Here is a 16,405-nt window from a genome sequence, read left to right on the forward strand (position 1 = left end):
CAACTTCTTTTACCGGTTCTTTCACTTCTTCTTTTGTTTCTTCAACTTCTTTTACCGGTTCTTTCACTTCTTCTTTTTCTACTATATTCTGTATAACTGTTCCGTTAAACCTTATGCTAATTTCATCCGAATCTAAATCAAATTTATATACCTTTTCACCTGGAGTACTCCATTTCATTACTCCATTATTAAACGTTCCACCCTCACTTGTTAGCGTAATATTCTCAATACTTTCTCCTTCTAAATCATATACAGGAACTTGAATTTCTTCATTTACTTTCGCTTCACTTAAAACGATTTTTTGTCTTCCCACATCAATTGAAAACCACTGACCTAATTGTATTAACGGCCTTACATCACGAATCTCATTTCCAGATAATTTTAAGCTAAGTAAATCTAGCATGGAACCAAGAACCGATACATCTTTAATATGATTGTCCGCAAGATTTAACCACTGTAGATTTTTTAATGAAGATAGTGGTGTTATATCTTCAATTTGATTATGAGATACATTCACATCGTTCAACTTTTCTAAGTTCGAGATAAATTCGATATTCTTCAAACCTACTCCTTCTAAAGTGAGTTTTTCTAAGTTCGTCATGTACTCTAAACCTGTTATATCTTTTATCTCATTTCCTTTTTCTTTAAGTATCTCTAATTTTTTAATCTGTAATAAATCTTCTTTTGTGATAGGAGCGTTTACATTCTCTCTACCTAAATTCTCTTTATTAATATGTTGTTGTAAAGTTTTATCTAGAATCACATTTCCCTTTTGTTCATTATCCTCTTTAATTGTTTCCTTTCTTTCATCTAACCTTTCAACAACATTTTGAATTACTGTTCCATTAAACTTAATACGATTCTCTTCTGGCTTTATATCCAACATAAATTCATATGTTTTTTCACCGGTAGTACCCCATTTAACAGAAGCATTATTAACTATTCCATCTTCACTATTCAATTGAATAGTATCAATTGGCTCTCCTTGTAAATTATAGATAGGTATTTTAACTTCCTTATCTTTTTCTACATCATCTAAAAAGATTTTTTGTCTTTGAATATCAATATACATTCTTTTTCCTAGCTCTTGAACCGGTCTAACATCACGAATTTCATTTGAACCTAGCTTTAAATCATATAAACCTGTTAATTGACTAAGTGGCGTTATATCTGAAATATAGTTTTCTTCTAAATTTAGTTTCTGTAACCTTGGTAATTTTGATAGTGGCGTAAGATCTACTAATTCATTTTTTGAAAGCCCTAATTCAATTAATTTATTCATTCCATTAATATGTTCAACATTACTCAATCCATTATTGCTTATTTCAAATGTCTTTAAATTCTTTAATTGGTGAACTCCTTCAAGACCTGCATTACTAATTTGATTATTTGCTATAGTCAAAGTCCTTAAAGATTTCACTGTAAATAATGGTTTTATATCTTTTATATCATTACTATTCAAATCTAGCATTTTAATCTTCTTCATTTGGCTTAATGGGCTTAAATCTGAGATTTTATTGTTTCTCAAAGTTAAAAACTCAATATGCTCTAACTCAGCCAAAGGTCCAATATCTTCAAGTTCACCATAGGTTATACTTACTGATTTTAATTGTCTCAAGTCCGAGATAAATTTTATATTTTTCAACTTAACTTCTTCCAACGTTAAGTTTTCTAAGTTCGTCATATATTCTAGACCGCTTACGTCTTTTATTCCTTTACTTTTAGCTTCAACGACTATTAAAGATTTAACTTTTAATAAATCTTCCTTAGTTATTGGCGTATTTAGATTCTCTCTATTCAAGTTATATTTATTAATATGCCTTTGTAGTTGCTTATCTACTATTACATTCTCATCTTGCTGATCTACTTTATCCTCCTTATTTTCCTTTTGTTCTTCTGGAACATCTTTATCTAAATTCAATGTATTTACTTCAAATTGTACTTGGTACTTATTATCATAGGCCATTGTCGGAATATAAATATGCATTTGCATATTATACCTTTTCCCTAATTCTCCTACTTCAAACTGAATCACTTTCGTTCCATTTTTCTTTTTATCTTCTGATATTACTTTCACATCATGAAACACACCAGGAGTATGAATATCTTCTGTTTTTAGATATTGGAAGAAATCACTATCACTTAACGTTGCCGTTACAATTTTCTTTCCATTCTCAATTGTTAATTTCGGATTTTTTATATACACAGCTGCCATAGATTCTTCATTCGTTTTATCTTTATACGCCTTAATAACAGCGTCATATGTACCATCTTCTAAAACATGTCCAGTTTTATTCGCCTCAATTGCCACTGCCGCTAAAGCAGGTGTTGAATAAACAGCAAACGGAAGTGATAACGCCGCCGCTATAACCATTGCATTTATATGTTTTCTTTTATTTCTTTTCAACTTTACATCTCCTCCAAAATATAAATGTAACCATATCTCGAATAAATGATAATGATTTTCATTATCATTGTCAACTAAAAAAATAAAAAGTTTACAAAAAAATAACCCCTTTTTTGAAAGGGGCTATGCCATTTTCTCTCCTGATTCTTCTCTAAAAAAGCTCTTCATCGCATGGAATACATCTGCTTTTTGCTTTAAAATATAATATCTGAAATTCTCATCTTTAATATTCTTATAGGCTGACATAAGTGTACTATGGCGGTTGTACTGATTCACTTCCCCATACCCAAACATATTACACTTCTTCATCAACTCTTCAACAAGCTTTACACATCTAGCATTATCTGATGTTAAATTATCACCGTCTGAAAAATGGAATGGATAAATATTATAGCGGTCTGGTGAATATTTATTATCAATTAGCTCGAGTGCTTTTTTGTATACAGAAGAACAAATTGTTCCGCCACTTTCTCCTTTTGAGAAAAACTCTTCCTCTGGAACTACTTTTGCCTCCGTATGATGGGCAATAAATTCAATATCTACTGTTTCATACTTTGTGCGTAGAAATCTCGTCATCCAGAAAAAGAAGCTCCGTGCCATATATTTCTCCCATATTCCCATCGATCCACTCGTATCCATCATCGCTAATACAACAGCCTTTGAATCTGGCTTTAATACTTCATTCCAAGTGCGGAACTTTAAATCTTCTTGATGAATTGGATGGAAAGATGCTTTACCACGCATCGCATTTCGTTTATATGCGGATATCATCGTTCTTTTCTTATCGATGTTGCCCCATAATCCTGTTTTTCTAATATCATTAAATTCAACATGTTCAATTCGGTTTTCGTCCATTTCTTTTCTCTTTAAATTAGGTAATTCTAATTCTTTGAAAAATGCTTGCTCTAATTCTAAAATAGAAACTTCAGCTTCATAATAATCTTCTCCAGCCGCATCCCCTGCTCCTTGCCCTTTTCCTGGTCCTTTTTGCTTTTGACCACCTGATCCATCTCTCGCAACGACATCACCAACTTTGCTATCACCATTTCCTTGCCCAACATGTTTGTTTTTATCATAATTGTACCTAATCTTATATTCATCTAAAGAGCGAATCGGTATTTTTACAACATCCTTACCATTAGACATAACAATGCTTTCTTCTGTTACAAGATCGGGTAAATTATTTTTAATTGCCTCTTGTACTTTCTCTTGATGGCGTTGTTGGTCGTCATATCCTTTGCGATGGAGGGACCAGTTTTCCTGTGAAATCGTATAATTTGGTTGGTTTTCTTCACCCATTTCTTTCCCTCCTTACTGTAATTGTCTTCCTATATGAACAGCAATCTAGAAATTTTGTTTTATACTGTGCCAGCTAGAATGAAAAGTAACTGCCCATCGAAAATCATCCCATAAACATATATAACGTTTTTCATATAATACTCCGAGCATCCTAAACAAAATTTTGCCACTCACATACTAGAAAAGAATCATTCAGCCTTTGATAAGAAAGAAACACAATGCATAGTTGCACACATTTACACTTTGCAACATATTGTATTGTGTTGGCTTTTTTCGTATGAATGGTTGGTTACTCTATCATATGCATATTGTAAAAATAATTGACAATAAATTCATAAAATTGCATCTTAATTTATTATATTTGGACAAGGTATGACACTTTACACATATGAATGGATAATAAAACGCTGTCCCGCAAAATACAAGAGACAGCGTTTTGTTATCAAACTATCGGTTTAGCAGGCTACCTACATAGCGTAATAATTCATTCGCAGATGAAGAATTATAGCCATGCTCATCAATTAAGCGTGCAACAACATCATTAATTTTCTTAAGCTGATTTTCGTCTGGTGTTTTCGTTGATGTTGTAATTTTCACTATATCTTTTAAATCAGCAAATAGTTTTTTCTGAATCGCTTCGCGAAGGCGCTCATGTGAGTTATAATCAAAGCGTTTTCCTTTACGCGCATAAGCAGAGATGCGAATTAAAATTTCTTCACGGAATGCTTTCTTAGCATTTTCTGAAATTCCAATTTGCTCCTCAATTGAGCGCATTAGCTTTTCATCTGGACTCATTTCCTCACCTGTTAATGGGTCACGTAATTTTGATTTATTGCAATATGCTTCAACGTTATCTAAGTAATTATCCATAAGTGTCTTCGCCGATTCTTCATATGAATACACAAATGCTTTTTGTACTTCTTTCTTCGCAATTTCATCATATTCTTTTCTTGCTAATGAGATGAAATTCATATAACGCTCTCGATCTTCATTACTAATTGACGGATGCTGATCCAACCCGTCTTTTAGCGATCTAAGTACATCTAATGCGTTAATAGATGGTACCTCTTTTCGAATAATTGTAGAAGAAATTCGGTTAATCACATAACGAGGATCAATACCGCTCATGCCCTCATCTTGATATTCACGTTGCAGCTCTTCTACATCAATCGCATTATAACCTTCTACCGTTTCTCCATCATATAAACGCATCTTTTTAATTAAATCAATATCCGGACGCTTCGGATCTTTTAAACGAGTTAAAATTGTAAACATTGCTGCAACGCGAAGTGTGTGTGGCGCAATGTGAACATTGGACACATCACTTTCACGAATCATTTTTTCATAAATATGTTCTTCTTCACTCACTCGTAAATTATATGGAACTGGCATTACAATAATTCTTGAGTGTAATGCTTCATTTTTCTTATTTGCTATGAAAGAGCGATACTCCGTTTCATTCGTATGCGCTACAATTAATTCATCTGCTGAAATAAGCGCAAATCTTCCCGCTTTGAAATTCCCTTCTTGCGTAAGCGATAATAAATGCCATAAAAACTTCTCGTCGCATTTTAACATCTCTTGGAATTCCATCATCCCACGGTTTGCCTTATTTAATTCCCCATCGAAGCGATACGCTCGTGGATCTGATTCTGAACCATATTCTGCGATTGTAGAAAAGTCTAGACTACCTGTTAAATCGGCAATATCTTGTGATTTAGGATCAGACGGGCTAAATGTACCAATCCCTGTACGGCGATCTTCCGAGAAGAAAATACGCTCTACAACTACATCCTCAATTCTTGAACCATACTCTTGTTCTAGACGCATCACGTTGAGAGGCGATAAATTACCTTCAATTCTAACTCCATACTCATCAAAGAAATCATCCCTTAAATGGTGCGGAATTAAATGAAGCGGATCTTCGTGCATTGGGCATCCTTTAATTGCAAAAATTGCTCCTCGATCTGTTCTTGAATATGTTTCTAATCCTCGTTTCAACATCGTAACTAATGTTGATTTCCCTCCACTAACAGGACCCATTAATAATAAAATACGTTTTCTAACATCTAATCGTTTTGCAGACGGATGAAAATATTCCTCTACAAGACGTTCTAAAGCATCCTCTAAACCAAATAACTGATTACTAAAGAAGTTATACTTTCTTCTACCATCTACTTCTTCAATTCCAGCATCTTTTATCATATTGTAAATGCGAGAGTGTGCTGTTTGAGCCACCCATGGTCTTTCCTTCACAAGCTCCAAATACTCCGCAAACGTACCTTCCCATTGTAAGCGTTCTTCTGCTTCTCGATGCTGTTCAATTTTTTTTAGAATATCCATTATAGCTCCTCCCCCATCTCCTTGTTCAATCGGATTATTATAAAAGGTATGCTAGGATGTCCTCAAACATTCTTTAAATCAAAATGAAATATACAGTAGTGCTATAAAATTCTCTCCAAAATTCAAAGAAAATTCTGTATAATATAGGTATTAAAGTTTTTACACCGCTATTCATTTTAAATAAATTCTTTTCTTCCAAGAACATTACATACATTTCGATTCATATTTCAGATTCGTAAACTGAAAAATAGGAGGGATATTAGTATGAAATTATTATTAATTTTAGGTGTATCACTCACATTTCTTACAGCTATTTTTACATCTGGTTACAATGATAAACCCGGTACACATAAAAAGTGATGTGCTTCTTAGCACATCACTTTTTTTATCAATTATTTATAATACACATTTTCCACATCATATTTTGATAAAGGGCGGCTATAATAATAACCTTGTACAAACTTCACATTCTTTTCCTTCAAAAATTGTATTTGTTCTGCTTTTTCTACCCCTTCTGCAATTACATTCAATTCCAACGTATGAGCTAAATGAATAATTGCAGCCGTAATATTCGTATCGCGTTCATCTACATGTATACCTTCCATAAAAGAACGATCAATTTTCAAAGTATCAATTGGATACGTTTTTAAATAACTTAAAGATGAATATCCTGTACCAAAATCATCTAAATGAATCTTTAAATTTTGTTCTTTTAATTGTAGCAATACTCTTTTCGATATATCTTTATGTATAAGGGCTCCTTCTGTAACCTCTATCGCTAATAAATGGGCTGGTACATTGTACTTATGTAAAGCTCGTGTAATCATCTCTATTAATGTAATAGAGCGAAAATGCCTGGCTGAAATATTAACTGCAATTGGGACAACTTCATATCCTTTATTTAACCATTCGCGTATTTGTCGACACACTTCATTTACTACCCATTCATCAAGCTTAATAATAAATCCTGTTCTTTCTGCTAGCGGAATAAATTGATTGGGAGAGACAAATCCTAATTCTTTATTCTCCCATCTTATTAAAGCCTCCATACTAGCTATTTTTTTCGTTTCAATATTAATTTGCGGCTGATAATATAAGAAGAATTCATTTTTTTCTATAGCACGATGTAATTGGTTTTCTATTATAAATCTTTGTTCACGCTCACAATCTAACCCGCTGCAATAAAAATGATAATGCCCTTTTCCTTTTTCTTTTGCTTTTTCCAAAGCAGCATCAACTCTTTGGAATAATATTTTTTCATCTTCTCCATCTGTTGGAGCCATTACAATTCCGATTGACGCACTTAAATACACGTCCTCTTCTTCGATTACAAAATGTTCACTAATCCTTTTCAGTATGTTTTTGGCAACTCCCTCTACACGTTCTTTCGTTATATTTTCTATTAACATAACAAATTGATCATCGTGTTCTCTAAATAAGTGCATACCAGCTATTTCAAAACTGCTTAAACATTCTGTAACTTTTTGTAATACTTTATCTCCTTCTTTATGGCCAAAAGTATCATTAATAAGATGAAATTCATCTAAATCTATAAAAACAAGCGCAAACTCTGTATTATCATTCAACAAAGTATTTAACTTATTTGCACATGAAATTCTATTCATTAATCCTGTTAACTGGTCATAGTAAGCTAAATATTCCGTTCTCATCTCATTTAATACTTGCCTTGTAACATCTCTCGTAACAATATATACTCCAACAATTTCACCATTTACAATAATCGGAATCGTCCTCAGAGAAATATATAGCTCGTACCCTTCTTTATGAACATACTTCTTTGAAACAATTTGCTTCGCTTTTCCTTGCATGGATCCTTTAAATATAATTTGAAAATCTTTTTCATATTCTTTATTAATAAATTCAAAGATAAATTTATTATTTAATTCTTCATATCGATATCCAAATATTTCATACGTTGCTGGATTCGCATATGTAATTCTACCTATAGAATCTATAGATATAATGGAGTCATTATTATATTCTAGTAATGACTTAAATAACATTTGTTTTTCCTCTATTTCAATCTTCTCCTCAATTTGAGCTGTAATATCCCTCGTAATACAAATAATAAACTGACATACCCCTTCTTCATCAAATACAGGATTAAGTGAAGATTCATAATGTAAATTACCAGTTGGTAAACTAACTACATCACAAAAGGTATGTGCTTTTGCTTCGCTCGCTACTTTTGCATATTGCACTTGCAATATTTCCGCCGTATCTTTCGGCAATACTTCAGAAAACGTTTTTCCATAACATTCTTCGCTTAGCTTTGCATAATCCATACCTATCTTATTTACATAAATATATGTAAAGGTTTCATCATCCATAACTTTCACAATAAATACTAAATCTTGAATAGCATGTAATAATCCTCTTCTTATTAAATCCATATCTATCATACTTAAAAAGGTATTTTGATTACGATATTGTTCCTTCATATTTATCTCAACCCGTCTAATCTATTTTTATTCATATATCACCATTCTATATGACTATGTACCCTTTTTTAAATGTATGATTCCATATTTACTTTTATTTTTAGAAAAAAAGCCGCCATATGGCGACTTTTAATAAACAATTTCTAAATCTAATCCTGGATAATTTTGTTGACGGAACGCTTCATAAATTAAAATAGCTGCTGTATTTGATAAATTTAATGAACGCACTTTATCAGTCATTGGAATACGTAAACAATGATCGAAATTTTCTTCGATTACATTAGCTGGTAAACCGTTCGTTTCTCTTCCAAATACAAAGTAGTAATCCTTCTCACGTTTACTATAATCAAACGCTGTATGAGCTTTCTCGCCATACTTTGTTAAATAGAAGAACTCACCGTCTTTATTTTTCTCATAAAACTCTTCAATTGAATCATAATACGTAATTTTCACGTGCTGCCAATAATCTAATCCTGCACGCTTTAACATTTTATCATCCGTTGAAAATCCAAGCGGTCTAATCAAATGCAATTCTGTTCCAGTTGCTGCACAAGTACGAGCAATATTTCCTGTATTTGCTGGAATTTCTGGTTGATATAAAACAACATGTACTCCCACGCGATATTCACCTCTGTTTTTTGTCTACTACGTATTATACCACTTGAGCGAAAAATCTCTACCCATTAATAATATGAAAGAATTTATATTTCATTTGTGGTGTATATTTACTAGAATCTTCATAGTTCCAATAACGCCGACGGCTATTCGCTGAATGTGCATTTACAAGTGGCATACCATCTGCGTCTTTTGCTACTACAATCGTCGTATGATTCCACCTACCATCATCCTCGAAATCATAAGCGATGACATCACCAAGAATAAGGTCCTCTGGCCTTTCTACAGCTTCAGCTCGAAGTCCTGATGTAGCACCTGACAAATACCAATAAAAAGAGTGTGCAACAGCCCAGCTCCAACTCCACTGATTCTCCCTTTGCCACCATCCTTTGCGAATATTAGGATATCCATTCATTGGTACTTCTCCAGTATGAAGACATTGAGAAATAAAATTCGTACAATTATCAGGGAAATTACGATATGCAGGGTTTCGATCATCCCACCAACGCTCTGCATATTTAACTGCCTCTAAACGGTTGTACTGATAGGAACCGTACTTCTCTTTTGTAACTTCCCTTTCTAATGTCTCACTCATTCCAACTGCTTCTGGCACTTCAATAGCATAATCACCTATTATCCGGCTATTATTTAAACAAACTCTTCGTTTTAATTGTTCCTCTTCAATATAAAATAATTCTTTATGCTTAATTAAATATTTAAAATGTATTTGATAATCAATTTCTTGATGATTGCTATTATTGAATTGCCTCATAAAAGAAACGTCCGCAGTTGCTTTTACTATCTCTGCATTACGCTTTTGAAATAATTGTTTCTTTCTCTTTGCTATTTGTAATAAATCTTCAGCAATACCATCTACATTTGTTCGTTTCTCTGTTATATATGCTAAAAAGTGTTGGACTTGCTTTTCAATATTTATTTTTACAACCATTTCGTCTCCCTCCCATATTACAATATGAAAAAGGGAGATATTATCTACTCTTTTTTCTGCGCTAACAATTCAAGTCCACGATTCATTTCATGAAGAACCTCTTCGTCTTTCTCACGTTGCATCGCTTTTTCAATAGCTTCGCCCACGCCGTCTCCACCAATTTTCCCAAGCGCCCACGCTGCTGTTCCGCGAAGTACTGGTCTTGGATCGTCTTTCATAACACCAATTAAATCAGGAATTGCTGATGCCTCTTTAAAATGCGCAAGTGCCAAAATTGCATTTCGTTGCAACGGTTTTTTACCTCTCCATGAACCAGACATAATTCCATATTTCTCTTTAAAATCCCGATTGCTAATTGTTAAAAGTGGTGTTAATAACGGCTTAACTAACTCAGGATCTGGTTCCATCTCAGGGTGATTATGAAAATCCATTCCTTTATTTTTCGGACAAACTGTCTGACACGTATCACATCCATAAATACGATTACCTATTTTGTCGCGATACTCTTCCGGTAGGAATCCTTTCGTCTGTGTTAAAAATGCTATACACTTCTTCGAATCTAACTGTCCTCCTTGTATTAAAGCACCTGTAGGACAAATATCAATACACTTTGTACAGCTCCCGCATTGATCTTCTATCGGCTGATCTGGTGGGAATGGAACGTTTGTAATCATTTCTCCTAAATATACATACGAACCAAATTCAGGTGTAATAATAGAGCAGTTCTTACCGCTCCATCCAATACCAGCACGCTCTGAAACAGCTCGATCGCTTAATTCACCCGTATCAACCATTGACTTAACTTCTATATCGGGAAGTTTTTCGATTAAATATGCTTCTAATTTCTGCAAACGATCTCGTAAAACTAGATGATAATCTTGTCCCCAAGAAGCACGACAAAAAATCCCACGGCGTTCTCCACGCTTACTTAATGGTGCATTTTTTAATTTTGAAGGATACGCTAATGCAATCGCAATAATTGATTTTGCACCAGGTAATAAAAGCTGTGGATTCGTTCTCTTTTCTATATCAGGCTCTTCAAATCCAGATTGATAATTTAATTGTTGCTGCTGGATTAACCGCTGCTTTAATTCTTCAAATGGTGAAGCACTAGCAAAGCCTATTTTATCTATACCAATCGTTTTACTATACGCAATGACATCTTGCTTTAATTGTTCAAAATCCATTCCTAATCGCCTCCTCAGATGAATCCATCCTTTATGTAACGATCTATTGGTTAGCAATTCACTTTTGGAATACTATTCTTTACTTCTATTTTCGCATAAAATACTGTTTTCCAAACATTAAAAAACGCAATGCCTCGTTTATCTCGGAAACGAAACACTGCGTTGATCACAATTTATAGAAAAACATTTAATAAAATTTGGAGCGGGTGAAGAGAATCGAACTCTCGACCAGAGCTTGGAAGGCTCTTGTTTTACCACTAAACTACACCCGCAAATATGAAATACATATAAGATATTAGAATAACTTATGTAAAGTAGTATAGCATGTAAAAAAAGCGGAAGCAAGAATTTTATCGAAAAAAGTCGAAAAAGTGATGAGTAGCTCATCACTTTTTCAATTCTTTATCAATCGCCTTCTTCATACTATCGAAATCAGGATTTGCAAGATTTCCGTTTATATATACTGAAGGAGCACCTTGAACTTTTAATTTTTGAGCACGATCTGAATCTTTACGTACTTTTTCTTTTATTTCTTTACTGTGTAAATCTTTCTTAAATTGATCTACATCAACTTTCGGAAGCTTCTCTTTCACAATGTTAAGAAGTAATTCTTCTGTAATCCATTCTTCCGTATCTTTCTTTTGACTTTGATAAATCTCATCATAGAAAGTCCAGAATGAATCTTTATCTTGTTTATAAATTGCTTCACCAGCTGCTGCACCTAAATCAGAGTCTTTCCCAATAAACGGAAAATTAATAAAGTATAACTGCACTTTACCTTTATCAATATACTCTTCTTTTAATCGTGGCAATACTGTTACATCCCAAGTACGACAAGCGGGACATTTGAAGTCTCCAAATTCAACTACCTTAACCGGAGCATCATCTTTCCCTAAAGATTGTTGTGTGGAATAAGCAAACATCTCATTCCCTTTATCTTTTTTGTCATTTATGATGCTATACGCAATCGTTCCGATCACAATCAATACTGCAATGGAAAAAACTATACCAAGAGCCATGAGTTTGTTCGATGATTTCATATACATTCCTCTTTAATTTCATATTCTGTATACAGCATTGTACACAATACACATAATATCAACACTTATATACGTCACGCAATGAACACGCTCACATAAATTACAAAAACACAATAATTGTGACGATATTGTGTCACGATTTGTCACAATTTATTCAAAAAAAGAAGCTCCTATGTAGGAACTTCCATTAGCTTACTGCTTTTTCACGAGCACTATTTAACATCGACTGCTCTGTTTTTATATCATGACGTATGACTAACTTCTCACTAACTGCTTGCACATACTCATCATGATTGATATAGCCTTCTTTCTCCATCAATCTCAAAACGACATTTCGTCTCTCTACGGCCTTATCATAATTTTGTACCGGTGAGTAATAAGCAGGTGCCTTTACTACAGCAGCCATCATTGCACTTTCAGCCAATGTTAATTGGCTCACCTTTTTACCGAAGTATAGGTTTGCTGCTTTTTCAATTCCCCATGCTCCTTCTCCGTAATAAATATTACTTACATATAATTTTAAAATTTCATCCTTTGTAAATGTACGTTCAATTTTTTTTGTATAAAAAATTTCTTTCCACTTGCGAGAAAATGTACGTTCATTCGTTAAAAAAGCATTTTTTGATAACTGTTGTGTAATTGTGCTACCACCTTGCACAACACCACCAGCTTTTATATTCTCAACAGACGCTCTGATAATCGCTATATAATCTAAACCGTTATGATGATAAAACCTTTTATCTTCTGTTGCAATAAATGCATGTGTTAATGATTCTGGCACCTCTAACTTAGCCGGTACATGTAATTTACTAATATCACTTTTCTCGATCATTACATTTCCAATGAATAATAACGCGAAACTTAACAATAATAATAAAATAATGGCTTTATACAAAAACTTAGTCATTGGATTTAATGCAACTTTTTGATGATAGTTCACCCTAGATAATACTCGTTCTTTCATCTTAAACACCTCTTTTCCACACAGCGTATAATTCTTACTTTAAGAATACCTTGTTGTAAAAAAATATCCCATCGATTTCTCTTACACATACCTTACATCATTGTAAGGTATAAGGTGAAACTTTAATCAGAACGCACCAATCTGATTGCCCGGCAAATAGTGGGATAAAAAAGTATTGTATCACAGTCCTTTTTTATCTACTATTCATCTGAAATATTGAATATAGATTATGCTAAACCAATAACAGATTAAATCTTAAGGCTATTATACTTTCTATATTAAAGCACTCTATTTTCATTATATCATCTACCAATATATATACTTTTGAGTATCTAGTAATCTAAATGTATATAATATATCATACATTATACAGAACAAACGTTCTTAAAATCAATACTAACACTATTATTATTTTGACCTTTTTCTTAAACAGTATACAAAAAAGAGTAGTGATTTGATTGTATCTCAAACCGGCTACTCTTTTCTTTACAATCTTCCTATTAAGTTATATGGCTGCACTTCCCACGTTTCATACGGAATACAATGTGTTGCTCTCATCGCATCAAGCGTTCTGGATTTCATATGAGGACGCGTTATGTACTCATCTATGTTCTCTTCATTTAAAGCAACAAATTTAGCCTCTTGTATTTCTTCAGGCTGAATTTGTATTTCACCGCTCACGTATGCCACTTTAAAAACAACAGCTAGAATGTGCATGGAAGCATTATAGTAAACTCCTGTAATACCGATAGGCTTCACCGTTAATCCTGTTTCCTCTTTTATTTCCCTACAAATTGCTTGATCGAGCGCTTCTCCTTCTTCTACCTGTCCTCCTGGCAACTCCCATGTATCCGATCGCCAATGTACTTTAGCTAATAACACTTCGTCTTTTTCATTTGTTAAATAACCTGCTACAGCAACGATATGCTTTGGTGTTTTATGTTCCATATTAAGCCTCCTAGCAATAATGAATATTTCACATATCCCTATAAGCATATTCCCTGTCTACAACAAAATACCTTTACTCATTCATCACCTTAATGAAATTCATAAAAAGAAGCCCCTATCCGTTAAATGAAAAGGGGCTTCTATCGTATTATTCTCCTAAGTCTACGTTGTGGTAAACTTGTTGCACATCTTCTAAATCTTCTAATGCATCAACCATTTTTTCAAATTGTGCTTGTGCATCTTCAGGAAGTGTTACATCGTTTTGTGCAAGCATTGTTAATTCAGCAACTGTAAATTCTTCAACGCCAGCATCTTTAAGAGCAGATTGTACTGCATGGAATTGATCTGGTTCAGCATACACGATAACAGCATCTTCTTCTTCAAGAATGTCACGTGCATCCACATCTGCTTCCATTAAAATCTCAAGAACTTCATCTGATGTTTTCCCTTCAAGACCGATAACAGCTGTTGCATCAAACATGTAAGCTACAGAACCGTTTACACCCATGTTACCACCGTTTTTGCTAAATGCAGCTCGTACATCTGCTGCAGTACGGTTTACGTTGTTTGTAAGTGTATCTACAATTACCATAGCTCCATTTGGTCCGAATCCTTCATAACGAAGCTCGTCATAATTTTCTTCTGAACCACCTTTTGCTTTTTCAACTGCACGATCGATAATTGTTCTTGGAACATTGTATGTTTTCGCACGTTCTAATACCACTCTAAGCGCTTGGTTTGATTCCGGATCTGGCTCGCCTTGTTTTGCCGCTACATAAATTTCACGTCCAAATTTCGCGTATATACGGCTAGTATTTGCATCTTTTGATGCTTTTTTATCTTTAATATTATTCCATTTACGACCCATACTTTCCACTCTCTTTCCGGTTTTAAATCTACATAAAAATATTAATATGAAATATCATGTGTGTTCAACACATTTTTAAAAGAAATATAAAAAGTTCATTTTTGATTCATATTACAGACATAATATAAATCACTATCATTTTGTTCTTTCGACAAGTTATATTATACATGAATTGCTACATTTATCACGAATTTTAGAATCACATAACATAATTTAGCAAAAAAACTCTACCATTTCTATTAGAGTTTTTTACATCACCGATACCGATTTCCATAATATTCCCTTAATTCCTTTCTATTGTTGTATAATTAAAATAGGAAAAAATTTGAAGTGAGTATAGAGGGGGAGAATTATGACACATTCAAATACTACATGAATACGTTTATCTTAATCATTTAGTACCTATTTGTGCTTATTCTTTAGTATGATGAAAATATAAAAAAGACTCTACACATTTGGTGTAGAGTCTTTTTTATTACGCCGTTCGTGATACCGATGGTCGGGGTCGAACCGACACTCCCGAAGGAACACGATTTTGAGTCGTGCGCGTCTGCCAATTCCGCCACATCGGCACAAAAGAAAAGGCGGCAACCGGATTTGAACCGGTGATAAAGGTTTTGCAGACCTCTGCCTTACCACTTGGCTATGCCGCCATATAAAATTTTACTGGAGCGGAAGACGGGATTCGAACCCGCGACCCCAACCTTGGCAAGGTTGTATTCTACCACTGAACTACTTCCGCAAAAATGGCTGGGCTAGCTGGATTCGAACCAGCGCATGACGGAGTCAAAGTCCGTTGCCTTACCGCTTGGCTATAGCCCATCGAATTCTTACTTAATTATATGTAAGTATCCATTAGATTATTTATAATTTTTAAAATAAAAATGGGGCGACTGATGGGAATCGAACCCACGAGTGCCGGAGCCACAATCCGGTGCGTTAACCACTTCGCCACAGCCGCCATGCTGTGTAAATATATTTGGCAGGGGCAGTAGGAATCGAACCCACACTGGAGGTTTTGGAGACCTCAGTTCTACCTTTAAACTATGCCCCTATGTAAATGGTGGAGGGGGGCAGATTCGAACTGCCGAACCCGAAGGAGCGGATTTACAGTCCGCCGCGTTTAGCCACTTCGCTACCCCTCCGAAACTTACATGGTGCCGGCTAGAGGACTTGAACCCCCAACCTACTGATTACAAGTCAGTTGCTCTACCAATTGAGCTAAGCCGGCGTATATGATTAAGATAAATGGTGGCTCGGGACGGAATCGAACCGCCGACACGAGGATTTTCAGTCCTCTGCTCTACCGACTGAGCTACCGAG

At 34.3% G+C, this 16,405-nt stretch carries 11 protein-coding genes and 9 tRNA genes; all 20 read right to left on the bottom strand.

Going from position 1 to position 16,405, the window contains the following annotated elements:
- On the bottom strand, positions 1-2,407 hold a 2,407-nt coding region (locus PDK19_RS26615), incomplete at its 3' end, for a leucine-rich repeat domain-containing protein (protein ID WP_270708196.1).
- Positions 2,408-2,530: 123 nt separating this feature from the next.
- Positions 2,531-3,706, bottom strand: a complete 1,176-nt coding sequence (yhbH, locus tag PDK19_RS26620; protein WP_000503513.1) for a sporulation protein YhbH — start codon at positions 3,704-3,706, stop codon at positions 2,531-2,533.
- 447 nt (positions 3,707-4,153) lie between these two features.
- Entirely contained in the window at positions 4,154-6,049 is a 1,896-nt protein-coding gene (locus PDK19_RS26625; protein ID WP_000353283.1) for a PrkA family serine protein kinase, read from the bottom strand.
- Between the two features lie 392 nt (positions 6,050-6,441).
- Positions 6,442-8,511 carry a sensor domain-containing protein gene (locus PDK19_RS26630; RefSeq protein WP_000664292.1) on the bottom strand — a complete coding sequence of 690 codons (2,070 nt, stop codon included), beginning with the start codon at positions 8,509-8,511 and terminating at the stop codon, positions 6,442-6,444.
- A 129-nt stretch (positions 8,512-8,640) separates the two neighbouring features.
- A complete protein-coding gene (gene trmL, locus PDK19_RS26635; RefSeq protein ID WP_000538147.1) occupies positions 8,641-9,129 on the bottom strand; it encodes a tRNA (uridine(34)/cytosine(34)/5-carboxymethylaminomethyluridine(34)-2'-O)-methyltransferase TrmL in 489 nt (162 codons plus the stop codon).
- Between the two features lie 58 nt (positions 9,130-9,187).
- Positions 9,188-10,075 (bottom strand): amidase domain-containing protein, encoded by an 888-nt coding sequence (locus PDK19_RS26640; protein WP_000260538.1) that lies wholly within the window; start codon positions 10,073-10,075, stop codon positions 9,188-9,190.
- A gap of 44 nt (positions 10,076-10,119) precedes the next feature.
- Entirely contained in the window at positions 10,120-11,262 is a 1,143-nt protein-coding gene (gene queG, locus PDK19_RS26645) for a tRNA epoxyqueuosine(34) reductase QueG (RefSeq protein WP_000345218.1), read from the bottom strand.
- Positions 11,263-11,460: 198 nt separating this feature from the next.
- Positions 11,461-11,534 (bottom strand) — tRNA-Gly (locus PDK19_RS26650).
- Between the two features lie 114 nt (positions 11,535-11,648).
- On the bottom strand, positions 11,649-12,302 hold the full coding sequence (locus PDK19_RS26655; RefSeq protein ID WP_000842720.1) for a DsbA family protein: 654 nt from the start codon (positions 12,300-12,302) through the stop codon (positions 11,649-11,651).
- A gap of 187 nt (positions 12,303-12,489) precedes the next feature.
- Positions 12,490-13,266 (bottom strand): transglycosylase domain-containing protein, encoded by a 777-nt coding sequence (locus tag PDK19_RS26660; RefSeq protein WP_000664712.1) that lies wholly within the window; start codon positions 13,264-13,266, stop codon positions 12,490-12,492.
- A gap of 486 nt (positions 13,267-13,752) precedes the next feature.
- Positions 13,753-14,214 carry an NUDIX hydrolase gene (locus PDK19_RS26665; protein ID WP_000400448.1) on the bottom strand — a complete coding sequence of 154 codons (462 nt, stop codon included), beginning with the start codon at positions 14,212-14,214 and terminating at the stop codon, positions 13,753-13,755.
- A 148-nt stretch (positions 14,215-14,362) separates the two neighbouring features.
- A complete protein-coding gene (locus PDK19_RS26670) occupies positions 14,363-15,082 on the bottom strand; it encodes a YebC/PmpR family DNA-binding transcriptional regulator (RefSeq protein WP_000532946.1) in 720 nt (239 codons plus the stop codon).
- 490 nt (positions 15,083-15,572) lie between these two features.
- Positions 15,573-15,654: transfer RNA gene (locus tag PDK19_RS26675), tRNA-Leu, on the bottom strand.
- A 10-nt stretch (positions 15,655-15,664) separates the two neighbouring features.
- Positions 15,665-15,735 (bottom strand) — tRNA-Cys (locus PDK19_RS26680).
- Between the two features lie 14 nt (positions 15,736-15,749).
- Positions 15,750-15,824: transfer RNA gene (locus tag PDK19_RS26685), tRNA-Gly, on the bottom strand.
- A 5-nt stretch (positions 15,825-15,829) separates the two neighbouring features.
- A tRNA-Gln gene (locus PDK19_RS26690) sits at positions 15,830-15,904 on the bottom strand.
- Positions 15,905-15,967: 63 nt separating this feature from the next.
- Positions 15,968-16,043, bottom strand: a tRNA-His gene (locus tag PDK19_RS26695).
- Between the two features lie 19 nt (positions 16,044-16,062).
- Positions 16,063-16,136: transfer RNA gene (locus PDK19_RS26700), tRNA-Trp, on the bottom strand.
- A gap of 7 nt (positions 16,137-16,143) precedes the next feature.
- A tRNA-Tyr gene (locus PDK19_RS26705) sits at positions 16,144-16,227 on the bottom strand.
- A gap of 10 nt (positions 16,228-16,237) precedes the next feature.
- A tRNA-Thr gene (locus PDK19_RS26710) sits at positions 16,238-16,313 on the bottom strand.
- Between the last annotated feature and the right edge of the window lie 92 nt (positions 16,314-16,405).

It is taken from the genome of Bacillus cereus group sp. BcHK124 (assembly GCF_027712065.1).
Classification (GTDB): domain Bacteria; phylum Bacillota; class Bacilli; order Bacillales; family Bacillaceae_G; genus Bacillus_A; species Bacillus_A pacificus.

Excerpts from the sequence above, each read along its gene's own strand:
- PDK19_RS26625 (WP_000353283.1), bottom strand. The coding sequence starts at position 6,049 with ATGGATATTCTAAAAAAAATTGAACAGCATCGAGAAGCAGAAGAACGC.
- queG (WP_000345218.1), bottom strand. The coding sequence starts at position 11,262 with ATGGATTTTGAACAATTAAAGCAAGATGTCATTGCGTATAGTAAAACG.
- PDK19_RS26630 (WP_000664292.1), bottom strand. The coding sequence starts at position 8,511 with ATGAAGGAACAATATCGTAATCAAAATACCTTTTTAAGTATGATAGAT.
- PDK19_RS26660 (WP_000664712.1), bottom strand. The coding sequence starts at position 13,266 with ATGAAAGAACGAGTATTATCTAGGGTGAACTATCATCAAAAAGTTGCA.
- PDK19_RS26640 (WP_000260538.1), bottom strand. The coding sequence starts at position 10,075 with ATGGTTGTAAAAATAAATATTGAAAAGCAAGTCCAACACTTTTTAGCA.
- PDK19_RS26670 (WP_000532946.1), bottom strand. The coding sequence starts at position 15,082 with ATGGGTCGTAAATGGAATAATATTAAAGATAAAAAAGCATCAAAAGAT.
- PDK19_RS26665 (WP_000400448.1), bottom strand. The coding sequence starts at position 14,214 with ATGGAACATAAAACACCAAAGCATATCGTTGCTGTAGCAGGTTATTTA.
- yhbH (WP_000503513.1), bottom strand. The coding sequence starts at position 3,706 with ATGGGTGAAGAAAACCAACCAAATTATACGATTTCACAGGAAAACTGG.
- PDK19_RS26655 (WP_000842720.1), bottom strand. The coding sequence starts at position 12,302 with ATGAAATCATCGAACAAACTCATGGCTCTTGGTATAGTTTTTTCCATT.